At 73.6% G+C, this 26,821-nt stretch carries 25 protein-coding genes; 13 read left to right on the top strand and 12 right to left on the bottom strand.

What is annotated here, in order from left to right:
* The first annotated feature begins 330 nt into the window (after window positions 1–330).
* The 5 genes from J3R08_RS30805 to J3R08_RS30785 all read left to right on the top strand — a co-directional run bounded on the left by J3R08_RS30805 (window position 331) and on the right by J3R08_RS30785 (window position 6,325).
* Window positions 331–3,372: a BTAD domain-containing putative transcriptional regulator gene (locus J3R08_RS30805; protein ID WP_209963783.1), complete on the top strand. Its 3,042-nt coding sequence runs from the start codon at window positions 331–333 to the stop codon at window positions 3,370–3,372.
* A gap of 236 nt (window positions 3,373–3,608) precedes the next feature.
* Complete coding sequence (moaC, locus tag J3R08_RS30800) at window positions 3,609–4,100, top strand: cyclic pyranopterin monophosphate synthase MoaC (RefSeq protein ID WP_043327705.1); 492 nt, start codon at window positions 3,609–3,611, stop codon at window positions 4,098–4,100.
* On the top strand, window positions 4,073–4,567 hold the full coding sequence (locus tag J3R08_RS30795; RefSeq protein WP_187693502.1) for a molybdenum cofactor biosynthesis protein B: 495 nt from the start codon (window positions 4,073–4,075) through the stop codon (window positions 4,565–4,567). The genes moaC and J3R08_RS30795 overlap by 28 nt, the downstream gene beginning before the upstream one ends.
* Window positions 4,568–4,604: 37 nt before the next feature.
* Window positions 4,605–5,864, top strand: a complete 1,260-nt coding sequence (locus J3R08_RS30790) for a molybdopterin molybdotransferase MoeA (RefSeq protein WP_209963779.1) — start codon at window positions 4,605–4,607, stop codon at window positions 5,862–5,864.
* 35 nt (window positions 5,865–5,899) lie between these two features.
* Window positions 5,900–6,325: a molybdenum cofactor biosynthesis protein MoaE gene (locus J3R08_RS30785; RefSeq protein ID WP_187693504.1), complete on the top strand. Its 426-nt coding sequence runs from the start codon at window positions 5,900–5,902 to the stop codon at window positions 6,323–6,325.
* A gap of 4 nt (window positions 6,326–6,329) precedes the next feature.
* On the opposite strand, the gene J3R08_RS30780 is transcribed toward J3R08_RS30785, so the two are convergent.
* Window positions 6,330–7,751: a glycosyltransferase 87 family protein gene (locus J3R08_RS30780; RefSeq protein WP_043327708.1), complete on the bottom strand. Its 1,422-nt coding sequence runs from the start codon at window positions 7,749–7,751 to the stop codon at window positions 6,330–6,332.
* 205 nt (window positions 7,752–7,956) lie between these two features.
* Window positions 7,957–8,502, bottom strand: a complete 546-nt coding sequence (locus J3R08_RS30775) for a DoxX family protein (protein ID WP_030499461.1) — start codon at window positions 8,500–8,502, stop codon at window positions 7,957–7,959.
* Between the two features lie 135 nt (window positions 8,503–8,637).
* On the opposite strand from J3R08_RS30775, the gene J3R08_RS30770 reads away from it, so the two are divergent.
* A complete protein-coding gene (locus J3R08_RS30770) occupies window positions 8,638–9,186 on the top strand; it encodes a GNAT family N-acetyltransferase (protein WP_043330817.1) in 549 nt (182 codons plus the stop codon).
* Window positions 9,187–9,199: 13 nt separating this feature from the next.
* Here the strand turns inward: J3R08_RS30770 and J3R08_RS30765 are convergent, their stop codons facing one another.
* On the bottom strand, window positions 9,200–10,435 hold the full coding sequence (locus J3R08_RS30765; RefSeq protein WP_064448072.1) for an ATP-binding protein: 1,236 nt from the start codon (window positions 10,433–10,435) through the stop codon (window positions 9,200–9,202).
* A 153-nt stretch (window positions 10,436–10,588) separates the two neighbouring features.
* Window positions 10,589–11,407 carry a flagellar basal body protein FliL gene (locus J3R08_RS30760; protein ID WP_187693500.1) on the bottom strand — a complete coding sequence of 273 codons (819 nt, stop codon included), beginning with the start codon at window positions 11,405–11,407 and terminating at the stop codon, window positions 10,589–10,591.
* Window positions 11,408–11,492: 85 nt separating this feature from the next.
* Here J3R08_RS30760 and J3R08_RS30755 point away from each other — a divergent pair, with 85 nt between their 5' ends.
* Both J3R08_RS30755 and J3R08_RS30750 read left to right on the top strand, forming a co-directional pair.
* Entirely contained in the window at window positions 11,493–12,500 is a 1,008-nt protein-coding gene (locus J3R08_RS30755) for an EamA family transporter (protein WP_245254844.1), read from the top strand.
* Between the two features lie 11 nt (window positions 12,501–12,511).
* Entirely contained in the window at window positions 12,512–13,141 is a 630-nt protein-coding gene (locus J3R08_RS30750; protein WP_209963776.1) for an A24 family peptidase, read from the top strand.
* Window positions 13,142–13,202: 61 nt separating this feature from the next.
* Here the strand turns inward: J3R08_RS30750 and J3R08_RS30745 are convergent, their stop codons facing one another.
* The 5 genes from J3R08_RS30745 to J3R08_RS30725 form a co-directional block, all read right to left on the bottom strand.
* On the bottom strand, window positions 13,203–16,388 hold the full coding sequence (locus J3R08_RS30745) for a UvrD-helicase domain-containing protein (RefSeq protein ID WP_209963774.1): 3,186 nt from the start codon (window positions 16,386–16,388) through the stop codon (window positions 13,203–13,205).
* A gap of 94 nt (window positions 16,389–16,482) precedes the next feature.
* Complete coding sequence (locus J3R08_RS30740; RefSeq protein WP_245254843.1) at window positions 16,483–17,745, bottom strand: metallophosphoesterase; 1,263 nt, start codon at window positions 17,743–17,745, stop codon at window positions 16,483–16,485.
* A 20-nt stretch (window positions 17,746–17,765) separates the two neighbouring features.
* The gene (locus tag J3R08_RS30735) at window positions 17,766–18,011 is read right to left on the bottom strand and encodes a MoaD/ThiS family protein (RefSeq protein ID WP_209963768.1); all 246 of its coding nucleotides are present in this window, start codon (window positions 18,009–18,011) and stop codon (window positions 17,766–17,768) included.
* 2 nt (window positions 18,012–18,013) lie between these two features.
* Entirely contained in the window at window positions 18,014–19,030 is a 1,017-nt protein-coding gene (gene moaA, locus J3R08_RS30730) for a GTP 3',8-cyclase MoaA (RefSeq protein WP_187693496.1), read from the bottom strand.
* Window positions 19,027–19,941, bottom strand: a complete 915-nt coding sequence (locus tag J3R08_RS30725) for a fructosamine kinase family protein (RefSeq protein ID WP_209963765.1) — start codon at window positions 19,939–19,941, stop codon at window positions 19,027–19,029. The genes moaA and J3R08_RS30725 overlap by 4 nt, the downstream gene beginning before the upstream one ends.
* Before the next feature lie 152 nt (window positions 19,942–20,093).
* Here J3R08_RS30725 and J3R08_RS30720 point away from each other — a divergent pair, with 152 nt between their 5' ends.
* On the top strand, window positions 20,094–21,203 hold the full coding sequence (locus J3R08_RS30720) for a DUF4192 domain-containing protein (protein ID WP_209963763.1): 1,110 nt from the start codon (window positions 20,094–20,096) through the stop codon (window positions 21,201–21,203).
* Between the two features lie 4 nt (window positions 21,204–21,207).
* Here the strand turns inward: J3R08_RS30720 and fdhD are convergent, their stop codons facing one another.
* On the bottom strand, window positions 21,208–22,062 hold the full coding sequence (gene fdhD, locus J3R08_RS30715; protein WP_043327716.1) for a formate dehydrogenase accessory sulfurtransferase FdhD: 855 nt from the start codon (window positions 22,060–22,062) through the stop codon (window positions 21,208–21,210).
* A 246-nt stretch (window positions 22,063–22,308) separates the two neighbouring features.
* Here fdhD and J3R08_RS30710 point away from each other — a divergent pair, with 246 nt between their 5' ends.
* The 3 genes from J3R08_RS30710 (at window position 22,309) to J3R08_RS30700 (ending at window position 24,442) form a co-directional block, all read left to right on the top strand.
* Window positions 22,309–22,995, top strand: coding sequence for a molybdenum cofactor guanylyltransferase (locus tag J3R08_RS30710; protein WP_209963760.1), 687 nt, complete (start codon window positions 22,309–22,311; stop codon window positions 22,993–22,995).
* Entirely contained in the window at window positions 22,992–23,249 is a 258-nt protein-coding gene (locus J3R08_RS30705) for a DUF6457 domain-containing protein (protein WP_043330820.1), read from the top strand. Before J3R08_RS30710 ends, J3R08_RS30705 begins: the two co-directional genes overlap by 4 nt.
* Before the next feature lie 65 nt (window positions 23,250–23,314).
* On the top strand, window positions 23,315–24,442 hold the full coding sequence (locus tag J3R08_RS30700; protein WP_104115651.1) for a hypothetical protein: 1,128 nt from the start codon (window positions 23,315–23,317) through the stop codon (window positions 24,440–24,442).
* A 6-nt stretch (window positions 24,443–24,448) separates the two neighbouring features.
* Here the strand turns inward: J3R08_RS30700 and J3R08_RS30695 are convergent, their stop codons facing one another.
* Window positions 24,449–25,405 carry a zinc-binding dehydrogenase gene (locus J3R08_RS30695; RefSeq protein WP_209963757.1) on the bottom strand — a complete coding sequence of 319 codons (957 nt, stop codon included), beginning with the start codon at window positions 25,403–25,405 and terminating at the stop codon, window positions 24,449–24,451.
* Between the two features lie 55 nt (window positions 25,406–25,460).
* The gene (locus J3R08_RS30690; protein ID WP_030499444.1) at window positions 25,461–25,919 is read right to left on the bottom strand and encodes an Lrp/AsnC family transcriptional regulator; all 459 of its coding nucleotides are present in this window, start codon (window positions 25,917–25,919) and stop codon (window positions 25,461–25,463) included.
* A gap of 59 nt (window positions 25,920–25,978) precedes the next feature.
* On the opposite strand from J3R08_RS30690, the gene ddaH reads away from it, so the two are divergent.
* Window positions 25,979–26,812 carry a dimethylargininase gene (gene ddaH / locus J3R08_RS30685; protein ID WP_176722883.1) on the top strand — a complete coding sequence of 278 codons (834 nt, stop codon included), beginning with the start codon at window positions 25,979–25,981 and terminating at the stop codon, window positions 26,810–26,812.
* Window positions 26,813–26,821 lie beyond the last annotated feature (9 nt).

The raw sequence follows: 26,821 nt of genomic DNA, 5'->3' as shown, positions 1-26,821 counted from the left end.
GCCGGGATACATCTATTAGATGTCCATATGCGCATATTGCGCCAATGCGCCTGGTTCTTGTTACGCTCGGTCTTTGGCTGGAGACTGAACGCATATTCAGCGCGCGCTTTCAAGTGGGATTATCGAGCCCTCATCACCGGGTGTCTCTAGCCGTTCGGTTTCGTCCTTCCGTAACATCCGCCACGACAACTCACAGAAAAAGCGCCGTTGCTCTCCGGCATCGGAAGTCCTGTGGTGAATCGAGTGCTATCTTCCGTAAGTCTGCATTTCGTATAGTCCACACGGGTGCGAGTAATTCGATTGGCGCGCGCCGCGCGGGGGGAACAGTTGGTGGATATCCGGCTGCTGGGTGTGCCGGAGGTGTGGCGGGGAGCGGCCCCACTACCGCTCGGCACACCCAAGCAGCAGACGGCGCTGGCGGTTCTGGTGCTGCACGGCGGCCAGCTGGTCACCGTCGACACGCTCGTCGACGAACTGTGGCCCGACGACCCACCCCGCTCCGCCTTGGCGAACGTGCGGACGTACGTGGGCAACCTTCGGCGGACGTTCGATCGACACCACGGCCCGAACCTGGTTCGGCTCTCCGGCGGCTATCGCCTGGACGTGGACGACGAGCGGGTGGACGTGCGTCGTTTCGAGTACCTGACCGGTGAGGCGGCGTCGGCCTGGTCGGACGGGCAGCATGAACGTGTTGACGAGTTACTCGGCCAGGGCGAACGTCTGTGGCGCGGCCCCCTGGTCGCCGGCCTGCGGGTGGGGCCGGTCCTGACGGCACGCCGGGCGGCACTGGAGGAGCAGCGGCTGGCGGCGATCGAGCTTCGTGCCCGGCTCGATGTCGCACTCGGCCGCACCAGAGCGGCCATCGCGCTACTCACCGACCACGTGAACAGCCATCCCTACCGGGAGCAGGCGCACGCGCTGCTGGCCAGTGCGCTCAAGGCGGACGGGGACGCCGGCGGCGCGCTCGCCGTCATCCAACGGGCCGAGTCGATTCTCATCCGGCAACTCGGCGTGGAGCCGGGAACCGAACTGCTCAGTCTGCGGAGGTCGTTGCTGGGCCGGACCGCGGGGCACTCGCCGTTCGCCGCCAGGAAGGGCGGTCCGGAGCGGGGAGGCGCTGTCACCTCGAGCGCGCGGCGGGTGCACCCTCGCCACCTTCCGCGGAATACCGCTGATTTCATCGGGCGGCGAGAACTCGTCGAGCGGATGCTGGCGGAGATCGGATCGTCGGGTGACGAAGCACCGACCGTACGTGTGATCGACGGTATGGCGGGCAGCGGCAAGACCCTCTTCGCGCTTCACCTGGCGCACCTGCTCAGCGACCGGTACCCAGATGGGCAACTCTTCATCGATCTGCGGGGGCACACTGAGGGAGCCCCGGTTGAGCCGGGTGATGCCCTCACGGTGCTGCTTCGCCAGCTGGAGGTACCGGCCGGCCGGATTCCCGGTGATCACGAGGAACGGGCCGAGTTGTGGCAGCGTGAGCTACAGGGCCGCCGCGTCGTCCTCGTGCTGGACAACGCGGTCGACGGGCAGCAGGTGCGGCCAATCCTGCCGGCCGGGCCCGGATCGGTAGTCCTGGTGACCAGCCGTCGGCGGCTGTCGGTGAGCGACGTCGGTCCGGCCGTCTCGCTTCCCGTGATGACCTCCGACGAGGCAATAGAACTCCTGGCGCGGACCGCCGGTACGGAGCGGATCAGCAAGGAACCGGCTGCCGCGACGGAGGTGGCTCGCCGCTGCGGTCATCTGCCGCTGGCCGTCAGGCTGGCCGGGGGATGGTTGGCCCACCGGCCGGCCTGGCGGGTCTCTGACCTGGCCCGGCGGCTCGAGACCGGCGGTAGCGTGCTGCGGCAGTTGGCAGTGGAGCAGCAGACCGTCGGTGGCGCCTTCTCGGCCTCCTACGAGCACCTGGCCGAGCCTGCAAGGTGGCTGTTTCGCCTGGTCGGTCTCCACCCCGGCGATTCTTTCGATGCGCGTATGGCCGCCGCTCTCGCCGATCTCCCACTGGACCGGGCGGAACGGATGCTGGACGACCTTCTTGATCAGCACCTGATTGAGGAGGTCGGCCCCGGGCGCTATCGGATGCACGATCTGATGCGTCAGTACTCCGCGGAGCTTCTTCGTGAGTCGGTGGACCCCGCACGGCGTCGTGAGGCGGGTGCCCGTCTTCTCGATCACGCCCTTCACCGGGTAGCGGTCCGAGCCACTTCCCCGGACCAGCAGGTACTGAAGGCCCACCTGCGCCTGGCGGCGCCCCATCGGATCGACTTGATCGATGACGCGGACCGCTCAGACATCGAATGGCTGGAGCAGGAGCGGTCCAGCCTCATCGCGCTGATCAGATTCGCTCAACAGGAGGAGCACTTCACGTACGCGTGGCGGCTGGCTCGGGCCATGTGGCGCTTCTTCTACATGCGGGGGTACTTCACCGATATCGTCACCACTCATCTGGCCGGCCTGACCGCGGCCGAGCGTAGCGGAGACCGCGTGGCGCAGGCGCTCATGCACAACTACCTTGCCTCCGCTTATACCCGGACCGGCAGCTACCTGGACTCGTTGCGACACCTCGAAATGGCGGTATCGATCTCCCGCGATATGGGCGATCGGCGTAACGAACAGCGCTACCGCGCAAACCTCGTGGTCGTCTACTGGCTCAGCGGCAGTCCGGAACGATCGGTGAGGCTCGGGCGGCAGTTACTCCGCGAGGACTCGCGGGGCGCCGTCGACTCGATCCTGTCCCTGCCCAACCTCGGATACGCGCTGATCGCCACCGGACGGTATCTCGACGCGCTCCAAGCGCATCGGCAACACCTCTTCCTGGCCCGGTGCCAGGGCAGCTGGTACCACATCGCCAACGCGCTCGGCCATCTCGCGACGGTGGAGAACCTCCTTGGCAACCACCGCAAGGCGATCCGTCTTCTTCTGGCATCGATCCGGTTGCGTGGCCGGACCGGGCATCGGTTCGGTGAGGCGGAAGCGCGCAACGATCTCGGTATCGCGTACCGACACCTGCGCCGGTACGACGAAGCACGAGTTCAGCACGAATTGGCTCTCGATCTGGCGAGGGACTCGAGCGAGCGGCACGTACAGGCGGCGGCGTTGAACGACCTCGGTCTGACACTGACGGCAGCCGGTGACGCCGAATCGGCGGTGTCGGCGCACCGTGAAGCCCTCGCCCGCGCCAGCCGCATCGCGCACCCCTACGAGCAGGGACGCGCCCTGGCGGCCCTGGCCGATCATCTCGCCACGACGAGCACCGCTGAGGCGGGCCGGTACCGGCAGCGCGCGTTGGCGATCTTCGAACGGATGGGTGCGCCCGAACGACACGACCTGCGTCGACAGCTCGCGGAGCCGTCGTCCCCGCCGACCTGAACCGGCTTATCGATTTCTTATCGCGGCGTTCGTTAACGTCCCCGGCATCGGCCACGGGGTGGGTCCACCGCCAGATCGGACCCGGCCGAACGAGGCCCCCACCGCCAGTTCCCCCCAGCGAATCGGCGGTGGGTAGGTGAGGGAGGGGCGTCGTGGATCTGCACCCGACACGGCGCTCCTCCCCGCCGACGGCCCGGAGCACGCGCGTCGTCGTACCCGGCGGATAGGGTCGGGCCGTGACCGAACCCGCGCAGCTCACCCACGTCGACCCGGCCGGCGCGGCCCGGATGGTCGACGTCTCCGCCAAGCCGGTCTCGGGCCGGCTCGCGGTCGCCGCCGGCCGGCTCCGCACCACCGCCGAGGTGGTCGAGCTGCTGCGGCGCGACGGCCTGCCCAAGGGCGACGCGCTGGCCGTCGGCCGGCTCGCCGGCATCATGGGCGCCAAGCGCACGCCCGACCTGATCCCGCTCTGCCACCCGATCGCGCTGCACGGCGTCACCGTCGACCTCGACCTGACCGCCGACACGGTCGAGATCACCGCCACCGCGAAGACCGCCGACCGGACGGGCGTCGAGATGGAGGCGCTGACCGCGGTGGCGGTCGCCGGCCTCGCTCTCATCGACATGGTGAAGGCGGTCGACCCGGCCGCCTCGGTGGAGGCCGTCCGGGTGCTCCGCAAGGAGGGCGGCAAGACCGGCGAATGGGTCCGGCCGGAGGACCGGCCGTGATCCGGGCCCGGGTGATCGTGGCCTCCAACCGGGCCGCCGCCGGGGTGTACGAGGACACCAGCGGCCCGCTGCTCGTGACCGGCCTGCGGGAGCTGGGCTGCGAGGTCGACCCGCCGGTGGTGGTGCCGGACGGCGATCCGGTCGGTGAGGCGCTGCTCGCCGCCCGCGAGGAACGTGTGGACGTGGTGCTGACCAGCGGTGGCACGGGCATCACCCCGACCGACCGCACGCCCGAGGTGACCCGTGCGCTGCTCGACTACGAGATCCCCGGCATCGCCGAGGCGATCCGCGCGTACAGCCGCGACACCGTGCCGACCGCGGCGCTGTCCCGCGGGCTGGCCGGGGTGACCGGCCGGACGCTCGTGGTCAACCTGCCCGGCTCGCGGGGCGGCGCCCGCGACGGCCTTGCGGTGCTCGGGCCGATCCTGCGGCACGCGGTCGACCAGCTTCGCGGCGGCGACCACTGAACCCGCGGGCCACGTGCCCCGGCGCTAGGCTCGCCGGATGAGCACGGAAACCGAAGCCGCCGCGGCCGAGGCGGGCACGCCACCACCGGCCGGGTGGGAGGAGGCCCGCTCCCGGGTGTACGCGGTGGGCCTGTCCGCCGCGCTCCCCGCCGTCGCCCGCCCGCTGGCCGAGGCCGACGGGCACACCCTCGCCGAGCCGTTGACGACGCGTACCGACCTGCCGGCGTTCCCCACCTCCAGCGTGGACGGCTGGGCGGTGCGGGGCCCGGGGCCGTGGCGGGTGGTGGGCCGGGTGCTCGCCGGGCACACCGCCGCGCCGCTGGAGGCCGACGGCAGCACCGTCGAGATCGCCACCGGCGCGATGGTTCCCGAGGGCACGACGGCGATCCTGCGGATCGAGGAGTCGGCCCGCACGGCGGACGGCTTGGTGACCGGCACGCCCCGCCCGGCGCCGGAGTGGCGGGAACCGGGCGAGGAGGCGTACCTCGGGGAGGAGCTGTTGCCCGCCGGCACGCCGGTGGATCCGGCGGTGCTCGGCCTGGCCGCCTCCTGCGGGCACGACACGTTGCGGGTCCGCCGCCCACCCCGGGCCGCGCTGCTGGTCTTCGGCGACGAGCTGCTCACCTCGGGCCCGCCGGGCGCGGGGCGGGTCCGCGACGCGCTCGGCCCGTCGGTGCCCGCCTGGCTGCGCCGTTACGGCTGCCAGGTGCGTACGGCCGACGTGGTCGGCCCGGTCGCCGACACGCTGCCCGCGCACGTGGCGGCGGTGCGTGGCGCGCTCGCCAACGCCGACCTGGTCTGCACCACCGGCGGCACCATGCACGGGCCGGTCGACCATCTGCACCCGACGCTGGAGGCGCTCGGCGCCGACTACGTGGTCAACACGGTGGCGGCGCGCCCGGGCTTCCCGATGCTGCTCGCCCGGCTGGTGGGCGACGACGGGCGGGTGCGGTTCGTGGCCGGTCTGCCGGGCAACCCGCAGTCCGCGGTGGTGGCGCTCGTGTCGCTCGTCGCGCCGCTGCTCGCCGGTCTCACCGGCCGGCCGATGCCGGTGCTGCCGCACGTGACGCTGGCCGAGCCGATTCCGGGGCGCGGCGACTACACCCATCTGGCGCTGGCCCGCTGGGACCGGGTCGCCGGCACGGCGTACCCGGTGCGGCACGTCGGGTCGGCGATGCTGCGCGGTCTCGCGGGCGCGGATGGTTTCGCGGTGATCCGGCCCGGCGCCAGCGGCGCGGCCGGCGACCGGGTGCCGCTGGTGCCGCTGCCGCTGACCCCCGGGGAGCGTGCCGGGTGAGCGCGACGAACGAGCCGACGGGAGACGTCGTGACGGTGCGGGCAGGCGTGGTGCTCGGCGCGGTGACCGACCGGCCGCTCGACCTGGCCGCGCACGAGGCGGCGGTCGCCGACCGCCGGGCCGGCGCGGTGGTCTCCTTCCAGGGCGTGGTCCGCGACCACGACCACGGGCGGGGGGTCACCCGGCTGGAGTACGAGGGCCACCCCACCGCCGAGGCGGTGCTGCGTGAGGTGGCGGCCGAGATCGCCGCCGACCCGGCGGTGTACGCGGTCGCGGTGTCGCACCGGATCGGCCCGCTGGAGATCGGCGACGTGGCGCTGGCGGCGGCGGTCAGCACCGCCCACCGGGCGGCCGCGTTCGCCGCGTGCGCGCGGCTGGTCGACGAGGTGAAGGCGCGGCTGCCGATCTGGAAGCGGCAGGTCTTCGACGACGGCACCGAGGAATGGGTGAACTGCCCCTGAGTGCTCAGCGCCGGCCGGCGAGCGCGGCCGCGCGGCTGAACCGGTCGTGGTAGAACGCGGGCTCGGCTCCCGGACGCCACGGCAGCGCCGCCACCAGCACGATCAGCGCGATGGCCAGGGAGTTCTCCATCAGCGCGCCGAACAGGCCGTCCTGGTAGTGGGACACCTCGGGGAGTTGGTGCTCGTACGGCCAGATCGGTGAGATCAGGAACAGCAGGTAGAGCCCGAGCGCGCCGACGCCGTGGCGGAGCCCGGTCAACGTCGGGTACCAGATCGGCGGGCGCAGCGCCGGCACACCGTTGGCCGAGGGGCCGCTGCCGCGCAGGGGCAGGCCACGGCTGGCGTCGCGGCGGCGTACCGCGGCGTCGGCCAGCACGATGATCGCCGGGATGACCCAGATCAGGTGGTGCGACCAGGAGATCGGGCTGATCACGTTGGCGGTGAGCCCGACGAGTGTGAACGCGGTCAGCTCGTCGCCGTCGGCGCGGGCGCTGATCGCGCGGGACAGGCCCAGCGCCAGGAGCAGCACCGAGAAGGCGAGCCAGAGCAGGCCGGGCGTCTCGATCGAGTCGTAGAGCCGCGCCAGCAGCCCGGCGAGCGACTGGTTGGCGGTCATGTCCGCCGCGCCGACCCGCTCGGTCTGCCACAGCACGCTCGTGAAGTACGCGCGGGACTCCTCACCGACCAGGCCGAACGTCGCGATGGTCACGCCGATCGTGGTGCCGACGGCGGTGAGCGCGGCCCGCCACTGCCGGGTCAGCATCAGGTACGCGACGAACAACGCCGGGGTGAGCTTGACGGCGGTGGCGAGCCCGATGCCGACGCCCGCCCACGCGCCGCTGTAGACGAAGCGGGCCAGCGGCGAGTCGGCGGTCTCGTGGTGGGTGCCCCGCTTGGCGCGCCAGCGCAGGCCCACCATGTCGGCCATGACGAGCGCGAACAGCAGCAGGTTGACCTGGCCGTAGCCGAGCGTCTCCCGGGACGGCTCGATGGCCACCGCGAGCGGGGTGGCGATGCCGACGGTGAACCAGAGCGGCCAGCCGAGCCGGTCCACGATGGGGCGCAGCAGCGCCGCCAGGACGACCGCGAGCGCGGCGATGCTGGCCAGGGCGTTGACGAAGCCGGCGCCGTCGACGGGCAGCCAGGACATCGGGAGCATGACCACACCGGCGAACGGTGGATAGGTGAAGCCCAGTGTCGTCGACGGCGCGACGAAGTCGTACAGCTCGTTTCCGCTGGCCCACCACACCACCGCGCCGTGGTAGATCTTCATGTCGAAGAAGTTGTACGGCCGTCCGAAGGCGCCGATGGCCAGCCACGCGGCGTACGACACGGCGGCCACGATCCCGAGGCGCACGACGGTCCGGCGGTCGACGCGGGAGGTCGGGGCGAGGCGGTTGGTCCGTCTACCGACTGACGTCGGCATGGCGTGGCCACCCCCGTACCAAGGTCGTCGTACCCGTCCAGGTCCAGAACGGAGCCTAGAACGGCGCCTCACGTTGCTGCCTCCCGCGTTACGCGACCGTGTCCGATCCCACACGTGTTTGCGACATTTCCACCGCGTTAACGGGTCTCGGACGGTTCAGGTGATTGGTGGCCTTGCGGGGGGTGGTGGCCGTACGAAAGGGGTGTCAACCAGGGATTCGGCGGGCGGCCGCCGCGGAGCGTACGGCGATCTTCGCATCGCGGCGGGCGGTGCGGACCGCGCGCGTGACCGACCGGCGCGAGTGGTCGATCCGGTGGCCGGCGCGCCAGCGCAGCCCCGGCTTGCCCTCTGTGTCGGCGGCGGCGAGGAGGAGGCCACCGAGCAGGCCGAGGTTCTTCAGGAAGTGGACCTGGTTGTTGTTGCGCGCCGCCGGGTCGTCGTTGTTCCAGAAGGCGTGACCGGCGGCGGTGGTCGGGATCAGGGAACCGGCGAGCACCAGCGCGGCCGGACGGGTGAACCGGCCGGTGGCCAGCATCAGACCGCCGACGAGCTGGGTGGCGGCGTTGGCCCGGATGAGCGACACGGTGTCGGTGGGGATGCGCGGGTGCACGTTGCGGATCAGCGGGGCGACCTTCCCGGTGACCGGCTCCGCGGCCTGCACCAGGCGTTCCGGGTTGCGCAGGTTGCGGGCGCCGCTGACCACGAAGATGCCGCTCAACATGACTCGGGCGAGGGAGCGCACGGGCTTCATGGCTCAGTCTTACCCCGTCGGGGGCGTCGTCATCCCCGCAACACACGAAAGGTATCGGCCGACGTGGACGTCCGGACGGTATCGATTTCAGCGACCGTCGCGGATGGACCGGTCGCGTTCGGTAAGGTCGCGCGGGTGACGACGCTGCGACTACGCCCGGAGGGCCCCGCCGACGAGCCGGCGGTGGCCCGGGTGCTGGCCGCCGCCTTCGCCCGGCCCGACGTGGCCACCCCGCCGGAGGTCGGCCTGGTCGAGGAGCTGCGGCACAGCCCGGCGTGGATTCCCGAGCTGGCCATGGTCGCCGAGTACGGCGGCGAGGTGGTGGCGTACGCGCTGCTCACGCGCGTCGGCGTACGCACCGACGACGGCCGCGTGTGGCCGGCGCTGGCGCTGGGCCCGGTGGCTGTGGCACGGCACCGGCAGCGGCTCGGTCACGGCACGGCGGCGGTGCAGGCGGCGCTCGACGCCGCGACCGAGCTGGGCGAACGGCTGGTCGTGGTGCTGGGCGACCCGGCGTACTACCGGCGGTTCGGGTTCGGCCCGGCGGACCGGCTGGGCCTGACCAGCCCGTGGTCCGGGCTGGGCGAGCCGTGGCAGGCGCTGGTGCTGCCGCCGTCGGCGAGCGAGGAACCGCCACCGCCGTCCGGCGAGGTGGTCTTCCCACCACCGTGGTCGCGGGTCTGAGCGGTCGCGGCCGTCACGCGGGCTGGGTGCGCAGGTAGCGGCCGAAGTGCGGGACGGTGAACGCCACCGTCCCCCGCTCGCCGGAGTAGATCAGCCCCTTCTTGATCAGCGCGTCGCGGGCCGGGGAGAGGCTGGCCGGCTTGCGGCCGAGCGCGCGGGCGATCTCGGCGGTCGGCACCGCGGCGTCCATGTCGTCGCGGCTGCCCTCCTCGCCGTCCACCAGCGCCAGCGTCGCCATGGCGCGCATGTACTCGCGTTCGGCCGGGGTGGCCCGCTCGAACCGGGAGCCGAAGAACCCCACCGCCAGTTCCGCCTCCGCCTCGGGCGCGGCGACCCGGACGTCCGCCGCGGTGATCGGCGAGCGGGGCGCGTGGTCCCAGGTGGCCTTGCCGTACGCCTGGACGAAGTAGGGGTAGCCGCCGGACTTCTCGTAGAGCAGGTCGAGGGCCTTCTGCTCGTACTCGACCTCCTCCCGCTCGGCCGGCGCGCAGAGCGCCTGGTCGGCGGCGATCCGGTCGAGCCGGTCGATGCGCTGGTAGCGGTAGAGCCGCTCGGAGTAGGACTTGGCGGCGCTGAGCACCGCGGGCAGGTGCGGCAGTCCCGCGCCCACCACGATGAGAGGCGCGCCGAGCTGGGACAGCTCGTGGCAGGCGGCGCAGAGCGCGGAGACGTCCTCGGCGCCGACGTCCTGCATCTCGTCGATGAAGATCGCGATGCCGGTGCCGACGTCGGTGGCGACCGTCGCCGCGTCGCTGAGCAGTTCGACCAGGTCGATCTCGATGTCGCCGGAGTCGGCGCGTCCGCTGCTCGCGGGCACGTCGATGCCGGGCTGCCAGCGGTCGCGCAGCTTGGGCGCCGCGCCGCCGCGCCCGGTGGGGGCGGAGCGTTGCGCGAACGCCTTGAGTACGCCGAGGAAGGCGTCGATCCGGTCCGGGGCGCGGTGCCGGGGCGCGAGTTCGCGGACCGCCATGTGCAGCGCGGCGGCGATCGGGCGGCGCAGCGACTGGTCCGGCCGCGCCTCGATCTTGCCGGTGCCCCAGAGGTGGTTGATCGCCTCGGACCGCAGCGTGTTGAGCAGGACGGTCTTGCCGACGCCGCGCAGCCCGGTGAGCATCAGGCTGCGTTCGGGCCGGCCACGCGCGATGCGTTCCAGCACCACGTCGAACACGTCCAGTTCCCGCCCCCGCCCGGCGAGTTCGGGCGGGCGCTGGCCGGCGCCCGGCGCGTACGGGTTGCGGACCGGATCCACGAATCGCACAGTATCGGCTTCTCTAGCGGCCAGGCTAGACGTGCGTAGATGCAGCTACCGCGTGTCGGTCTCGACATAAAACTAGGGCTGTCTAGCGTGAATGCTAGACAGCCCTAGTTTTGGTTACCGACGAGCCGGGGCGTCAGTGGCGCGTCAGCGGCGCTTCAGGCAGAGCACGAAGTCGAGCGTGTCCAGCTCACTGTCGAAGAAGTACCAGTCGGTGTACCCGTCGACCTTCCCGCACTTCGCCTCCGCGTCCTTCTTGCCGCTCGTCGCGCCGTCGATGCGCCGCAGCACCTCGTACGTCTTCGGGGCGCAGTCGGCGATCACCAGCTTCGGCTGACCGCCGCCACCCTCGTTGGCGACGCACTGGCCCGCCTTCACGAAACGCGGATCGGTCGAGGAGGCCGGCGCGGGCGCGGTCGGCGTGGCCTCCGCCGGATCGCTCGGCGCCGCCTCGGTCGGATCAGCGGCCGGCGCGGTGGCCGCCGTCGTCCCGGCGGTCGGGCTCTCCTCGTCCCGGCCGAGCATCCAGTACGCCCCGGCGCCGCCGAGCAGCAGCACCGCCAGCACGACCACCACCACCAGCAGCGGGCCCTTGCCGCGCTTCGGCGGCGTCGGCTCGGCGTACTGCGGCTCCCCGCCGTACTGCGGCCCGGCGTAGGGGTCGGCCGGGTGACCCTGCCGCGGTGGGCCGGGGGACCACGCCGGCGCCGGCTCGTAGCGCTGCGTCGGCGGGCCGTACTGATCGGCCGGCGGGCCGTACCGGTCGGCGGGCCCGTACTGCTGGGCCGGCGGCCCGTACTGATCAGCCGGTGGGCCGTACGGTTGCGCGCCCGGCGGGCCGTACTGCGGGTCGTGACGCGGATCGGGCTGCGCGGCGTAGCGGGGATCGGGCTGCGGGGCGTAGCCGTCGTCGGGCCGTCCCCAGGGGTCGGGGGAGCCGCCGCCCGGTGGACCGAAGTTCGACATGAACGCCTCCTGCGTACGCCAGTGCTGAGAGGCCGGCCACCAACTGGGGACGCCGACGCCGTGGTCACCGTAGCGTGGACCCTCGATGAGCTCACGCCCCACGAGTGCGACGAACGCTGTCGATTCCGCGACGCCGCCGACACGCACCGCCCTGATCTGGACCGCACTCGTGCTGGTCTACCTGCTCTGGGGCTCGACGTACCTGGGCATCCGGGTCGCCGTCGAGTCCCTGCCGCCGCTCATCTCCGCGGCGATGCGGTTCGCCGGCGCGGCCGTGGTGCTCGCCGTGGTGCTGCGCCTGCGGCGCGGGCCCGGCGCGCTGCGGGTGCCCGTGCGCCGCGTCGGCTCCGCCGCGCTGATCGGCGTGCTGCTGCTCGCCGGCGGAAACGGACTGGTGGTGCTCGCCGAGTCGGGTCCGGCCGGCACCGCGGTTCCCTCGGGCGTGGCCGCGCTGCTGGTGGCCACCGTGCCGCTGCTGGTGGTGGTGCTGCGGACCGTGGGCGGGGACCGGCCCCGGCCGTGGACGTTCCTCGGGGTGGCGCTCGGGTTCGCCGGCCTCGTCGTGCTGGTGCTGCCCCGCGACGGCGTGGACGGCGTGCCGGTGGCCGGCGCGCTCACTGTGGTCGCGGCCGCCACCAGCTGGTCGGTCGGCTCGTACCTGTCCGGGCGGATCCGGATGCCCGCCGACCCGTTCGTGGCCACCGTCTACGAGATGCTGGCCGGCGCGGCGGTGCTCGCGCTCGTCGGCGTCGCCCGTGGCGAGCTGCGCGGCTTCAGCTTCGCCGAGGTGACCGGGCGGTCCTGGGCGGCGCTGGCGTACCTGATGGTGGCCGGTTCGCTCGTCGCCTTCACCGCGTACGTCTGGCTGCTCGCGCACGCGCCGATTTCCCTGGTCTCCACGTACGCGTACGTGAACCCGGTGGTCGCGGTGGCGCTCGGCGCGCTGTTCGTCGCCGAGCCGATCACCTCGCAGGTGCTGCTGGGCGGCGCGATCATCGTGGTCGGCGTGGCGGTGGTGGTGAGCACCGAGCGTCCCCGCCGGTCCCCGCCACCAGCCGTCGACGGGGCTGCCGGGGAACCCGCCGGGGGGTAGCGTCCCGCCCCGTGTCGGCGCTGCTGGTGACGGGGGTCGCGCTGCTGGGCGCGGCGGCCGGGTGGGTGGCCGTACCGGTCGGCCGGTCGTTCGTCACAGTTCCCGCCGGCGACGCTCCGCGCCGGGGAGCGTTCGCGCTGGCCGGCGCCGTGGCGTTCGGCGGGCTCGCCGCCACCCGGGCCGCCGACCCGGCGCTGCCCGCGCTGCTGCTGGTCACCGCCGTCGGGCTGGCGCTCGCGGTCACCGACGTGACAGCGCTGCGGCTGCCCGACCCGCTCGTCGGCGTGGTCGCGCTCGGCGGCGGGCTCGGCCTCACCGCTGCCACGGCGGCGACCGGCGAACCGCGCCGCCTGGCCGTCGCGGTGGCCGGGGCCGCGCTCTCCTTCCTCGGGTACGCGCTGCTGGCGCTGCTGCCCCGCGCCCGGCTCGGCTTCGGCGACGTGAAGCTCGCCGCCGCGCTCGGCCTCCCGCTGGGCTGGCTCGGCTGGCCGGCGCTGCGCCTCGGGCTGCTCCTGCCGCACGTGCTCGCCGGTGCGGCGGTGCTCGTCCTGCTCGCCGCCCGCCGGGTACGCCGGGACACGCCGGTGCCGTTCGGCCCGGCGCTGCTCGGCGGCGCGTGGCTCGCCGCCGTCCTCACCTGATCGCCGCCGGCCTGGCCCGGCTCGCGCCGGACCGTGCTCGGGGCCCCCGGACGCGCGCCGGTCAGATCAGCCGGAGCTGGTGGTCCTTCGGGCGGCGGGGCTCGGTCGCGTCCAGGCGCTCGAACAACGCCGGGTCGATCACGTCGAGGAACGGCGACGGGCGGGTGTCGCGTTCCGCGCCGTGCCGGGCACGGCGGCCCGCGTGGCTGACGTAGAGCCGGTCCTGCGCCCGGGTCAGCCCGACGAAGAACAGCCGCCGCTCCTCGGCCACCGCGTCGTCGTCCGGCTCGCTTCCGGGCCAGCGCAGCGGCAGCAGCCCGTCCTCGGCCCCGACCAGGAACACCACCGGGAACTCCAGGCCCTTCGCGGCGTGCAGCGTCAGCAGCGTGACCGCCTCGGCGCGCGGGTCCAGGGCGTCCACCTCCGCGCCGGTGGCGAGCTGGTTGAGGAACAGTTCCAGGTCGTCGTCGCAGCGCCGGGCCAGCGGGGTGAGCAGGTCCACCGCCGTGCGGACGTCCTCGGGGCGTACCGCGCCGGAGCCGTCGAGCGTCGGCACCGCGAAGCGCTCGGCCAGGATCTGCCCGGCCTGGCGTACCCGGGCGGCGAGCGAACCGTCCAGACCGGCGTGGCGCAGCTCGCGGGCGATGGCCGGCACGCCGGGACGGTCCCGCAGCCGGTCGTGCGAGCGCTTCTGCACCGGGATGTTCGCCCGGGCCAGCGCGTCCACGATCGGCGCGGCCTGCGCGTCCGTGCGGTACAGCACCGCGATGTCGGAGAAGGACAGCGACGTGGTCCGCCCGTCGATCCGCCCCGAGTCCAGCGAGCGGTGGGACAGCCCGCCGACCAGCTCGTCCACGGTACGGACCACGAAGTCGGCCTCGTCGTACGGCGAAGCCGCCGCGTACCGGCCGACCAGCGGCGCCTCCGGGTCGAGCCGGGCCGGGTCGAGGCGACGGCCCCGCACCAGCGACGACGGCGCGATGGCCTGCACCGCGGCGGCCAGGATCGGCGCCGAGGAGCGGTAGTTGCGGTTCAGCCGGACCAGCCGCGCGTCGGTGAAGTCCTGCGAGAAGCGCAGGAAGTAGCCCACGTCGGCGCCCCGGAACGAGTAGATCGCCTGGTCCGGGTCACCGATCGCGCAGAGGTTCCCGTCCGGCGGGCTGAGCAGCCGCAGCAGGTCGTACTGCACCGCGTCGACGTCCTGGTACTCGTCGACGAAGATCCACTTCCACCGCTCGCGGTACTCGCGGACCAGCTTCCGGTCCCCCTTGAGCAGCGACACCGGCAGCGTCAGCAGCTCGTCCAGGTCGATCAGGTCCCGCTTGCGCAGCAACGCCGCGTACCGCTCGTCGTCGTCACCGGCCTCCGCGCGCGCCGCCGCCCGGTCCGCGTCGTCGGCGATCCGGAAGTCCGCCGGCAGCCCCGCCGCCGCCGCGTTCTCCCGCAGCACGGTCAGGCCCAGCGAGTGGAACGTACCCACAGTGACGTCCTCGGCGACCGGGCCGAGCAGCCCGTCCAGCCGGTGCCGCAGCTCCTCGGCCGCCCGCCGGGTGAACGTGATCGCCAGGCACTGGTCGGGGAAGACGTTCAACTCCGCGCACAGGTACGCGATCCGGTGGGTGAGCGTGCGGGTCTTCCCGGTGCCCGGACCGGCCACGATCAGCAGCGGACCACCGGGCGCCGACGCGGCCACCCGCTGCATCGCGTCCAGCCGGTCCAGCAGGCCGGTGCCGACCTCCTCCATCCCGGCGAGCATCGGCTCGAACGGCTCGTGCGGGGACGGCGGCGTCGCGATCGGAGGCGCGGGCGGCGGCGTCCGCTTCGGCTCGGGCCGGACCGCCGCCGGGCGCTTGGCCTTCGGTTTCGGCGCCGGCTCCGCGGGCCTCCGCTGCGCGGGCACCGGTACGTCGAACAGCGTCTCCTGCCCCGCCCCGGCACCCGGACCGCCCAGTTCCGCCGGGTCGAACAGCGTGATCACGCCGTACTCCCCGTCGTAGCCCGGCACCCGGCGCACGTCGCCGCGGCGCAGCCGGCCGATGCCCTCCGCGAGCAGCTCGCCGCCGACCCGGCCGATCTCCTCCACCGGGGTACGGGTCAGGATCTCCAGCTCCGGGCCGAGCGCGGCGACCAGCTCGTTGAGCTTGCCCTCGACCTTCTTCGACCGCGCGCCGACCCGGTTCAGCTCGCCCAGGATCTCGGCCAGCGGCACCAGGTGGGTCACCTCGCGCGCGTGCGCCGGACGGTGCCCCTCCGGCCGGTCCGCCAGCTCCTCCACCCGGCTGAGTACGCCCACGGTGAGCGGCTTGCCGCACTCCGGGCAGCGTCCGCCCGCCTCACGGGTCCGCTGCGGCGGCCAGTTCACCCCGCACAACCGGTGCCCGTCGGCGTGGTACTTGCCCTCCTCCGGGAAGAACTCGACAGTTCCGGCGAGCCCGTCCCCGGTGCGCAGCGCCTCGCGGATCGCGAAGTAGTCACGGTCGGCGGTGAGGACCGTGGCCTCCCGGGCCAGAGCCGGCGGCGAGTGCGCGTCCGAGTTGGACACCAGCTGATAGCGGTCCAGGCTGCCGACCCGCCAGTTCATCTCCGGGTCGGACGACAGGCCGGTCTCCACCGCGAAGATGTGCTCGGCCAGATCCGCGTAGCAGTCGGCGATCGCGTCGAAGCCGGACTTCGAGCCGAGCGCGGAGAACCACGGCGTCCAGATGTGTGCCGGCACCAGATAGCCGTCCGGACTCGCCTCCAGCGTGATCTCCAGCAGGTCGCGGGAGTCCAGCCCGAGGATCGGCCGCCCGTCCGAGCCGAGGTTGCCGATCCGGCCCAACGCGGTGTTGAACCGGGCCACCGCGTCCAGGTCCGGCAGGTAGATCAGGTGGTGCACCTTCCGGGTGCGGTCGTCGCGCTTGTAGATCGTGGAGATCTCCACGCTCAGCATGAACCGGACCGGGTCCGCCTCCGCCTCACTGGCGAGCCGGGGCGGCAGCCGCCGGGCGACGTCCCGCTCCGCCTCGGGCGCGAGGCGGTACAGGCCCGGCTCGGCCGGGTGCAGCGTCTCGCGCAGGTGGTCGTACCAGGCGGGATGGGTGAAGTCGCCGGTGCCCAGCACGCCGATGCCCTTGCGCCGGGCCCACCAGGCCAGGTTCGGCAGGGTCAGGTCGCGGCTGCACGCACGCGAGTACTTCGAGTGGATGTGCAGGTCCGCCACGTACGGCGGGAGGCCACCGGAGGGTGCGGCGCTGAACGGAGGCACGCCGCATCCTGTCACGTCCGGTCCCCCGCCCGCCCGCCGCCACGCGAACGGGTGACCTGAGCAATGCGGTGCTGGACTCGGCGGCGGGTGCGCGCTATGGGGTGCGCAGCTCCACGAGCGTCACCTGGGGAGGCGCGCCCACCCGCACCGGCGGACCCCAGAAACCGGCGCCGTTCGTGACGTAGACCTTCGTGCCGTCGACCTCGCCGAGACCGGAGACCACCGGCTGTTCGAGCTTCACGGCCAGGTTGAACGGCACCATCTGGCCGCCGTGCGTGTGCCCGGAGAGCTGGAGGTCGACGCCGAACTTCGCCGCCTCCTGCGCGGCCACCGGCTGGTGCGCCAGCAGCACGACCGGCCGACTCGGGTCACGGTCGCCGAGCGCGGCGGCGTAGTCGGCGGGCGCGGCCACCCCGGTGCCGGCGGCGCTCACGTCGTTCACCCCGGCCAGGTCCAGCACGCCGCCCCGGGCCTGGATCTCCTGCCGCTCGTTCTGCAGCACGCGCAGGCCGAGCCGGTCCACTTCGCGGACCCACTCCTCTACGCCGGAGTAGTACTCGTGGTTGCCGGTGACGAAGAAGCTGCCGTACCGGGACCGCAGGTCACGCAGCGGCTCGGCGGCCTCCCCCAGCTCGGCCACCGTGCCGTCGACCAGGTCACCGACCACGGCGACCAGGTCGGCGTCCATCCGGTTGATCATCGCGACGATCCGCTCGGTGTGCGCCCGGCCGCGCAGCGGCCCGAGGTGGATGTCGGAGACGGTGGCGATGCGCAGCCCGTCCATGCTCCGGGGCAGCTTGGCCAGCGGGATCTGCACCCGGTCGAGCTGCGGCGGACCGATGGCGGTGCGGACGCCGTACCCGGTGACGCCGGCGGCGGTGAGCCCGGCGAAGATCGCCGCCCCGCGCGCGAGCAGCAGCCGCCGGGAGGGGTCGTGGTCCGGCGCGAGGGCGCCGGCCGGTGGCGCGTCGGCGCTGTCGACCGGCGGTGGCGTCGCACCCTCCGCCGTCGCCGCGCCCACGAGTGCGGGCTCGGGCTCCGGGCCGGTGGCGACCACCGAGCGGGCGCGGCGGCGCAGCACCAGCCGGACCACTGCGGTCGGCACTTCGAGCACCAGCAGGATCACCAGCAGGTAGAACATGAGCGCGACCCAGAGGTAACCGGGCCAGGCCAGCCAGTACCAGCCGTTGCGGGTGCCCGCCAGAGTCACCGGTACGAGCACCGCCAGCGCCGCGATCGCCACCCCGCCGACCCGGCGCCACCGCCCCGGGCGCGTGGTGTCCCGGACCAGCCGCTTCCACAGGTAGAAGTGGATCAGGCCGATCACGAGCACGACGAAGCCCAGGAATGTCGCCATGGCCAGCACGTGTGCCCCCCTCAGCCGCCCGCGAAGGGCGGCAGCACGTCCACCGTCACCCCGGCCGGCAACAGCGCCCGTCGATCATGACAGGCCACGCCGTCGACCAGGAAACTCGCCGCCTTCAGCACCACCGCGAGGCGTTCGCCGTGGCGGGCGGCCAGGTCATCGAGGAGTTCGTCCAGGGACCGGCCGGCGGATACGGTCTCCTCGGAGAGTCCGGCCGCCGCGCGGGCGCCGGCGAAGTAGCGGACGGTCAGCTCCACCCTCAGCCTCCGATCGCGGACATCGAACGCGCGGGCTGGAGGAACGTCGGATCGTCGATGCCGTGACCGGCCCGCTTGGCCCACATCGCGGCGCGCCAGCGCCGGGCCAGCTCCTCGTCGTCCGCGCCGTCGCGCAACGCGCCGCGCAGGTCCGACTCCTCCGTGGCGAACAGGCAGTTGCGCACCTGGCCGTCGGCGGTGAGCCGGGTGCGGTCGCAGTCGCCGCAGAACGGCCGGGTCACGCTGGCGATCACCCCGACCCGGGCCGGCCCGCCGTCCACCAGCCACGTCTCGGCCGGTGCCGCGCCCCGCTCGGAAGGGTCCGGCGTCAACGCGAACGCGGCCTTCAGGGAGGCCAGGATCTCGTCGGCGGTGACCATGGTCGAGCGGTCCCAGCCGTGCTGCGCGTCGAGCGGCATCTGCTCGATGAACCGCAGCTCGTAGCCGTGCGCGAGCGCGAACCGGAGCAGCGCGGGCGCCTCGTCGTCGTTCGTGCCCCGCATGAGCACCGAGTTGACCTTCACCGGGGTCAGCCCGGCTTCGGCGGCCCCGGTCAGCCCGGCGAGCACGTCGGCGAGCCGGTCGCGGCGGGTCAGCGCGGTGAACCGGTCGCGGTCCAACGTGTCGAGCGAGACGTTGACGCGGTCCAGCCCGGCGTCGCGCAGCGCCGACGCCATGCGGGCCAGGCCGATGCCGTTCGTGGTCAGCGAGATGCGCGGCCGGGGCGTGAGCGCGGCGACCGCCGCCACGATGCCGGGCAGGCCGGGCCGGATGAGCGGCTCACCGCCGGTGAAGCGCACCTCGGTGATGCCGAGCCGGGTCACCGCGACACCCACCAGCCGGACGATCTCGTCGTCGGTGAGCAGCTGCGGACCGGACAGCCAGGGCAGGCCCTCGGCCGGCATGCAGTAGGTGCAGCGCAGGTTGCACTTGTCGGTCAGCGAGACCCGCAGGTCCCGGGCGACGCGGCCGTACCGGTCGGCGAGGACGCCGTCGGTCGTCGTCCGGGGGGCGCTCATCCGTCGACCGTAGCGCGGTCGAGGCCCCGGAGGGCGGCCCGGGCGGTGGCGGCCACCGCGTCCGCGTACGCCGCGCCGAAGATCGCGGTGTGCACGAGCAGCAGGTGCAGCTGATGCAGCGGCACCCGTTCCCGCCAGCCGTCGGCCGGCGGCCACGCCTCCCGGTAGGCGGCCAGGACGCGGTCCAGGTGAGGCGGGCCGCCGAAGAGGGCGAGCTGCGCCAGGTCGGTCTCGCGGTGCCCGCCGTGCGCGGCCGGGTCGACCAGCCAGACCCGGTCGTCGGCGCCCCAGAGCAGGTTGCCGGGCCAGAGATCGCCGTGCACCCGGGCCGGCGGCTCGTCACCGCCGAACTCGCCGATCCGGGCGACGACCTGCTCGACCAGCGCCGCCCCGGAACCGTCGAGCGCGCCGCCGTCGACCGAACTGCGTAGGTAGGGCAGGAGGCGGCGCCGGGCGAACCAGTCCGGCCAGGGACCGGGATCGGGCGTGTTGTCCTGCGGCAGCGCACCGATGAACCCGGCCCAGTCCGCGCCGAACGCGGGCGCCCCGGCCCGGTGCAGCCCGGCCAGGTCACGCCCGAACGCCTCCGCGGCCTCCGGCGTCGGCTCGCCCGGCTCCACCCAGTCGAGCGCAAGCAGATCGGGCAACGCCACGATCACCTCCGGCACCGGCACCGAACCCGCCTCGCGCAGCCAGCGCAGCCCGGCCGCCTCGGTGGCGAAGAAGCCCTCCGGCAGTGGACGCGCCGCCCGCTCCGGCCACGTCTTGGCGAACACCGAGTGCCCGTCGTCCAGCGTGAGCCGGGAAGCGGCGCAGATGTCGCCGCCGGAGACCGGGGTCTCCCGGATCCGCTGGTGGGTCAGGAAGGTCGGCAGGTGCTCCGGGTGTGCCCGCAGGTACGCCAGGTCCATGAGCGCAAGGTAGCGGGTACCCCGGACAACCGTGGGGCAAGCGACGCCACGGATCGCCGCTGACCTGGACCGATACGCTCCGTATCTGTGGACGGACCGCGTGTCGTCCACAGGGGCGGACGCGGTGGCACTCCACCGCCCACGCTCCCGGCATGAACTCCACCGAGCAACCCCGCCTCTCCGTCCGCTCGCCCGCCGACATGGTCACGGCCGTGCCCTACCTGCTCGGCTTCCACCCGGCCGACAGCGTCGTGGTGGTCGCGGTACGCGGCCGGCGCGTCGTCTTCGCCGCCCGGGGAGACCTGCCCGCACCCGGCGCCGACCCCGGCCCGGCGGCCCGGCACCTGGCACACGTGGTGGCCCGGCAGCACGCCGACGCCGCCACAGTCGTCGGCTACGGTCCGGCCGCCCGGGTGACCGGTGCCGTGGACGCGATCGGCGACGCGCTGACCGCTGCCGGCCTGGTCGTGCTCGACGCCCTGCGGGTCACCGACGGCCGCTGGTGGTCGTACCTGTGCGCCGAGCCGTCCTGCTGCCCGCCCGAGGGCACCCCGTACGACCCGGCCGCCAGCCAGGTCAGCGCCGCCGCCGTGTTCGCCGGTCAGGTCGCACTGCCCGACCGGGCCGCGCTGGCCGCGCAGGTGTCCCCGCTCGACGGGCCGGTACGCCTCGCCATGCGCCGGGCCACCGGCCGGGCCCGTCTGCGCCTAGCCGCGCTCACCGGCGGGACGCCCGCGCAGTCCGGCCGGGGCCCGGAGGCCGGCAGTTCCGTGCCGGGGGACGGTGATGTGCGGGCCGACGGTGGAGGTCCGGAGGATTCACCACGCGCGGTGCGGAGCGCGGGCACGGCGGCGGTGCGGGCCGCGTTCCGCAGGCAGCGGCGTGGCGAGCGGCTCGACGACGACGAGGTGGCCTGGCTGACCGTGCTGCTCACCCACATCCCGGTACGCGATCACGCCTGGTCCCGGACCGACGGCCGGGACGCCGACATCAGCCTCTGGACCGACGTGACGCGGCGCGCCGAGCCGGACCTGATCGCCGCGCCGGGCTGCCTGCTCGCGTTCTCCGCCTGGCGCTCCGGGCACGGGGCGCTGGCGGCCGTCGCCCTGGAACGGGTGCTGTCCGCCCACCCCGGCTATTCGCTCGCGCTGCTGCTCGACGAGGCGCTTCGGCGCGGGGTGGCCCCGTCCGAGCTGGACGGCTGGCCCGGTTCCGACGGAGGCCCGGTGCTGCGCCGTCGCCGTCGCCGTCCACGGCGCTGAGCCGTCAGCCGCCGATCCGGGCCGCCCCGGTGTAGACGTTCATGGTCGGCCCGCGCAGGAAGCCGACAAGCGTCATCCCGGCCTCCTCGGCCAGCTCGACGGCGAGCGTGCTGGGCGCGGACACCGCGGCGAGCAGCGGCACGCCCGCCATCCACGCCTTCTGGGTGAGTTCGAAACTGGCCCGCCCGGAGACCAGCAGCACGTGCCCGGCCAGCGGCAACCGCCCCTCCCGGGCGGCCCAGCCGATCACCTTGTCCACCGCGTTGTGCCGCCCGACGTCCTCCCGCAGCACCACCATCTCCCCGTCGGCGGTGAAGAGGCCGGCCGCGTGCAGGCCGCCGGTGCGGTCGAAGGCGCGCTGCGCGGCCCGCAGCCGGTCCGGCAGCGCGGCCAGCAGTTCGGCGGTGACCACCAGCGGGTCGTCCCGCACGGCGAACCGCGAACGGGTACGCACCGACTCGATGCTGGCCTTGCCGCACACGCCGCACGAACTGGTGGTGTAGAAGTTGCGCGACGGATCGGTGACCGGCTCCGGAACACCGGGGGTGAGCGCCACGTCGACCACGTTGTAGGTGTTCGGGGTCTCCGCGCCGGCGCAGAGCTGTGCGGTGTGCACGTCCTCGGCCGACCGGATCAGTCCTTCGGTGAGCAGGAAGCCGATCGCCAGGTCCAGATCGTCGCCGGGCGTACGCATAGTCACCGCGAGCGGTCGACGCCGACCCGGCCCGGCCGCGCCCACGCGGATCTCCAGTGGCTCCTCCGCGGCCAGGGTGTCCTGGCGGCGGATCCGGCCCCGGCCCTCGCCCGTCGCGTCGAGGTCGATCCGCAGCACGCTCCGCCGGTCTGTCGCCCGTCCCATCCCGCCATCCTCCCCGGCCCCTCCACTGCCCGCACCCCGCCCCACTCGTTCACGTGCCCCGCCGGCCCAGCCGATCATGATCGACACCAGATCGCCGAAGTGGCGGTATCGGAGGGCCCCGGATGCCGCCACTTCGGCGAGATGGAGTTGATCAACGTCGGAAAACCGCCAGCGAAGCCGGGCACGGGCCCGGGCCTCGTGCCCGAGCCGGGATTCGACGGTCGTGGCCGTGGATAGGGTGAGGCGGTGACGGGGTACGCGGCGGTGGTCCTTGCCGGTGGCGCGGCCCGGCGGATGGGCGGCGTCGACAAACCGGCCCGCCCGGTCGGCGGCCGGCCGATGCTGCACCGGGTACTGGCCGCGGTGGCAGACGCGGACCAGCGGATCGTGGTCGGCCCGTCCGGTCCGGTGCCCGACGGCGTCCGGACGACACGTGAGGAGCCACCCGGTGGCGGGCCGGTGGCCGCCATTGCGGCCGGGCTGGCGCTGCTCGACCCGGGTACGACAACAGTCGCCCTGCTCGCCGCCGATCTCCCGCTGCTCACCGCCGCCGCCGTGACCGAGCTGCGGCGCGCCCTCGACACCCCGGCCGCCGAGCGGGAACACGATCGGGCCGCCGAGCGGGAACGCGAACCGGCCGCCGAGCGGGCATCAACGCTCCCCCCGCGCGGACCGACCGTCGCCCTCGCCTGTTACGTGGACGGCGACGGCCGCCGCCAGCAGCTCTGCGCGGTGTGGCGGTTACCGGCCCTGCGGGCCGCCCTCGACCGGCTCGCCGCGACGCGGGGCGGCACCCTCGACGGGGCGCCGGTACGCGGACTGCTGACCGGTGTCGCCGTACGCGAGGTGTCGTGGTCCGGCTCGGGTCCTCCGCCCTGGTTCGACTGCGACACTGACGAGGACGTACGCCGGGCGGAGGAGTGGTCGAGATGACGGTGCTGGACGACTGGGTCACGGCGGTCTGCGCCGAGCTGGACCTGGACCCGGCCGGGGTGCCGGTGCCGACAGTGCTGGACGTGGCCCGGGACGTGGCGCATCAGGTGGTCCGGCCGGGGGCGCCGGTCACCGCGTACCTGTTGGGGGTGGCGGTGGGGCGCGGGGCGGACCCGGCGGCGGCGGCCGAGCGGCTCAGCGCGCTGGCCGGCTCGTGGCCGGTGGATCTGGGTGGGTCCACGCCCGCGGAATAGCGCCTTGCGCGTGATTCGGTGGCCGCCGCGCGTGGGTAGGGTGGCGGGGACGGACGGAGGCGATCATGACGGCAGACCACCCCTCGGCGCCGGTCGACAAGCCTGCCGGCAGCGCGCCGGAACACCACGCCACCGGCAGCGCGCCGGAGCATCACGAGTCGATCCTGCTCGACGAGCCGACCACCGCCGATCTGCGGGCCAAGGTCACCGAGGCCTGGCGTGAGTTCGCGCGGGCGCTCGCCGAGCGGCTACGCGCACTGCCCGCCGGTGGTCACCTGGAGGTGACACTCGATCCGACCGCCTCCGGCACCGGGGACGCCGTCTACTCGGTGAGCGTGGACGCGGGCGAGGAGGGTCGCCTCTCGGCCCGGGCGGTCGGCAACGCCACGCTGCCCCAGGGCTACCGGTTGGACCGGGCGGCGGTGGCCGACATGGTGGCGCTCGGCTGGTCGCCGCCGGGCGTGGTGCCGGGTTCCGGTGAGCAGTTCGGGCTGGACTGCGGCACCGACGAGGCGACCCGGCTGGCCGCCGTGCTGTCCCGGACGTTGCGTGACGTCTACGGCGCCCCGCATCCCGCCTTCCTCGTCTACCTGGTGCACGACACCGAGGGTGAGCCGTTGCCGGTGGAGCCGCTCGGTACGGCCCGCAGCGAGTTCGGCCCGGACCGCGACGTCGAGGCCGACCTGGACGAGGCGTTGGCCGCGGCGGCGGCCGCGCAGTCCGGCGAGAACGACGTGCTGGCCCTGGAGGAGCGGGTCCGCACCGTCGTGTCGACCATGCTGAAGTCCGCGTCCGACCAGCTTCAGGTCGACTCCGACGGTGACATCAACATCCGGGCCGGCTCGGCGATGGTGTTCGTCCGGGTGCGCGACAACCCGCCGCTCGTGGACGTCTTCTCGCCGGTGCTGACCGAGGTCGAGCCGACCGAGCGCCTGTACGTGAAGCTGTCCGAGTTGACCAACCGGATGCCGATCGGGCGGCTCTACTGCGCCGACGACACGGTGTGGGCCTCGATTCCGGTGTTCGGCCGCAACTTCCAGCCCACCCACCTGATGCTCGCGGTGCAGGTGATGACCGGTCTCGCGGACGAGCTGGACGACCGTCTGCACGGCGAGTTCGGCGGCAAGCGCTTCTTCGGCGAGGGGGACAAGCCGGCGCGGGCCGAGGAGCACCGCACCGGCATGTACCTCTGAGCCGGGTCAGCGCACGTCGAGCAGGGTCTTGCCGACGGTCTGCCGGGCCTCGATCGCGGCGTGCGCGTCGGCGGCCCGGTCCAGCGGGAAGCGCTGCCCGATCTGCGGTCGCAGCCGGCCGGCGGCGCCCTCGGCGAGCGCCGCCTCGGTGAGGGCGCGCAGTTCGTCCGGGCCGGGCCGTGGGCTCAGCAGCGTGACGCCGCGTGCGGTGGCCGCCTCGGCCGGGATGTCCGCCCAGGCGCCGCCGGCGAGCCCGAAGCTGAGCATCCGCCCGCCCGGGTCGAGCAGGTTGAACGCCTCCCGGGCGAGCGGTCCGCCCACGCCGTCGAACACCACGTCGACCGCGCCGACGGCGTCCCGGACCCGGCCGGTCCAGCCGGGCTGCCGGTAGTCGACTGCCAGGTCGAGGCCGGCCGCGCGGAGCCCGGCCACCTTCGCCGGGCCGCCGGCGGCGGCCACCACCGTCGCCCCGGACGCCGCCGCCAACTGCGTGAGCAGCGACCCGACGCCGCCGGCCGCCGCCTCCACCAGGACCCGGTCGCCGCGCCGCAGCCCGGCCGCCCGGGCCAGCATCAGGGCGGTCCGGCCGTCGGCCATCAGCGCCACCGCCGCGTCCAGGGCCAACCCCGGGGGTACGGGGACAGGGGCGCTCCGGTCGACCACGACGCGCTCGGCGTACCCGCCGGTGCCGCCGGTGGCGGTGACCACGACGCGCCCGGCGAGCGCCGGATCGACGCCGGGTCCGAGTTCGGTGATCGTCCCGCCGACGCCGTTGCCGGGGATCAGTGGCAGTTCGGCGTCGAACGGCCCGAAGCCGGTGGCCCGGAACATCGTCTCGACGAACGTGATGTTCGCGTGTGCCACGTCGACGAGCACCTGGCCCGGTCCGGGTGCCGGATCGGGTGCCGTCCCGGGCACGAGCACCTCCGGTCCGCCGAACTCCCGCAGCCACACCGCACGCATACCGCCCCCTCGCTTCGAGCCGGTCACCAGTGCACGACATGAAGCGAGGTTGAGGTCAAGGCGTGGACGGTCCGACGCCGGGGGACTCGACCAGCCGGGAGAGCACGATGGTGCTGCGGGACGAGGTGACGAACGATTCGGCGCGCAGCCGCTCCAGCGCCTCCTCCAGGTGCGAGATGTCCGCGGCGCGCAGGTGCACGAGCGCGTCGGCCTCGCCGGAGACGGTGTACGCGCCGACCACTTCGGGGTGCCGTCGGGCGGCGGCGCCGATCTGTGCCGGGGTGGTCCGGCCGGCGCAGAACAGCTCGACGAACGCCTCGGTGGTCCAGCCGACAGCGGCCGGGTCGACGACGGCGGTGAATCCCCGGATCACCCCGGCGGACCGGAGTCGGTCGACCCGTCGCTTGACGGCGGGGGCGGAGAGTGACACCCGGGTGCCGATGTCCGCGTACGAGGCGCGGGCGTCAGCCACGAGCAACGCAATGATTCGCTGGTCTACCGCGTCTATCTGCAATGTTCTGCTCCCGGGAAGCAATGCTTGTGGCTGTTACCAAAGTTGTACCGTACCTACTCTTGGTGACCGTGAACCAGCAGCGAGTCTCGCGAAAGCGGACATATCTCATGTGCTCGCCCGAGCACTTCACGGTCGAGTACGCGATCAACCCGTGGATGGACGTGACCACGGCGGTCGACGCCGACCTGGCGGTCAAGCAGTGGGACCGGCTGCGGGAGACGCTCGTCGGGCTCGGCCACGACGTGCACCTGCTCACGCCCGAGGCGGGGCTGCCGGACATGGTCTACGCGGCGAACGGCGCGTTCGTGGTCGACGGCACCGTCTACGGGGCCCGGTTCAAGCACGAGCAGCGGACCGCCGAGGCCGCCGCGCACCGGGCGTTCTACGAGGAGCAGGGCTGGCGGTTCATCGCCCCGAACGAGACCAACGAGGGCGAGGGCGACTTCGCGTACCTGCCGGAGGCCCACGGCGGCCTGATCCTCGCCGGGCACGGCTTCCGGACCGAACCGGCCGCGCACGCCGAGGCGCAGGAGGCGCTCGGCCGCCCGGTGGTCTCGCTGCGCCTGATCGACCCGCGCTTCTACCACCTGGACGTGGCGCTCGCCTCGATCGACGACGAGAACATCGTCTACTACCCGGGCGCCTTCTCCGCCGCCAGCCAGAAGGTGCTGGCCCAGTTGTTCCCGGACGCGATCGTCGCCGACGACGAGGACGCGCTGGCGTTCGGCCTGAACCTGGTCAGCGACGGGCTCAACGTGGTGCTGAACAACGAGGCGACGCGGCTGGCCGGCAAGTTGAAGGCGGCCGGCTACCACCCGGTCCCGGTGGAGCTGTCCGAGCTGAAGAAGGGCGGTGGCAGCGTGAAGTGCTGCATCGCCGAACTGCGGCACTGAGCCACGCCT

Origin of the sequence: Micromonospora sp. HB375 (assembly GCF_017872985.1) — a bacterium.
Taxonomy (GTDB): domain Bacteria; phylum Actinomycetota; class Actinomycetes; order Mycobacteriales; family Micromonosporaceae; genus Micromonospora; species Micromonospora chalcea.
This window is presented reverse-complemented; position numbering and strand designations above follow the sequence as displayed.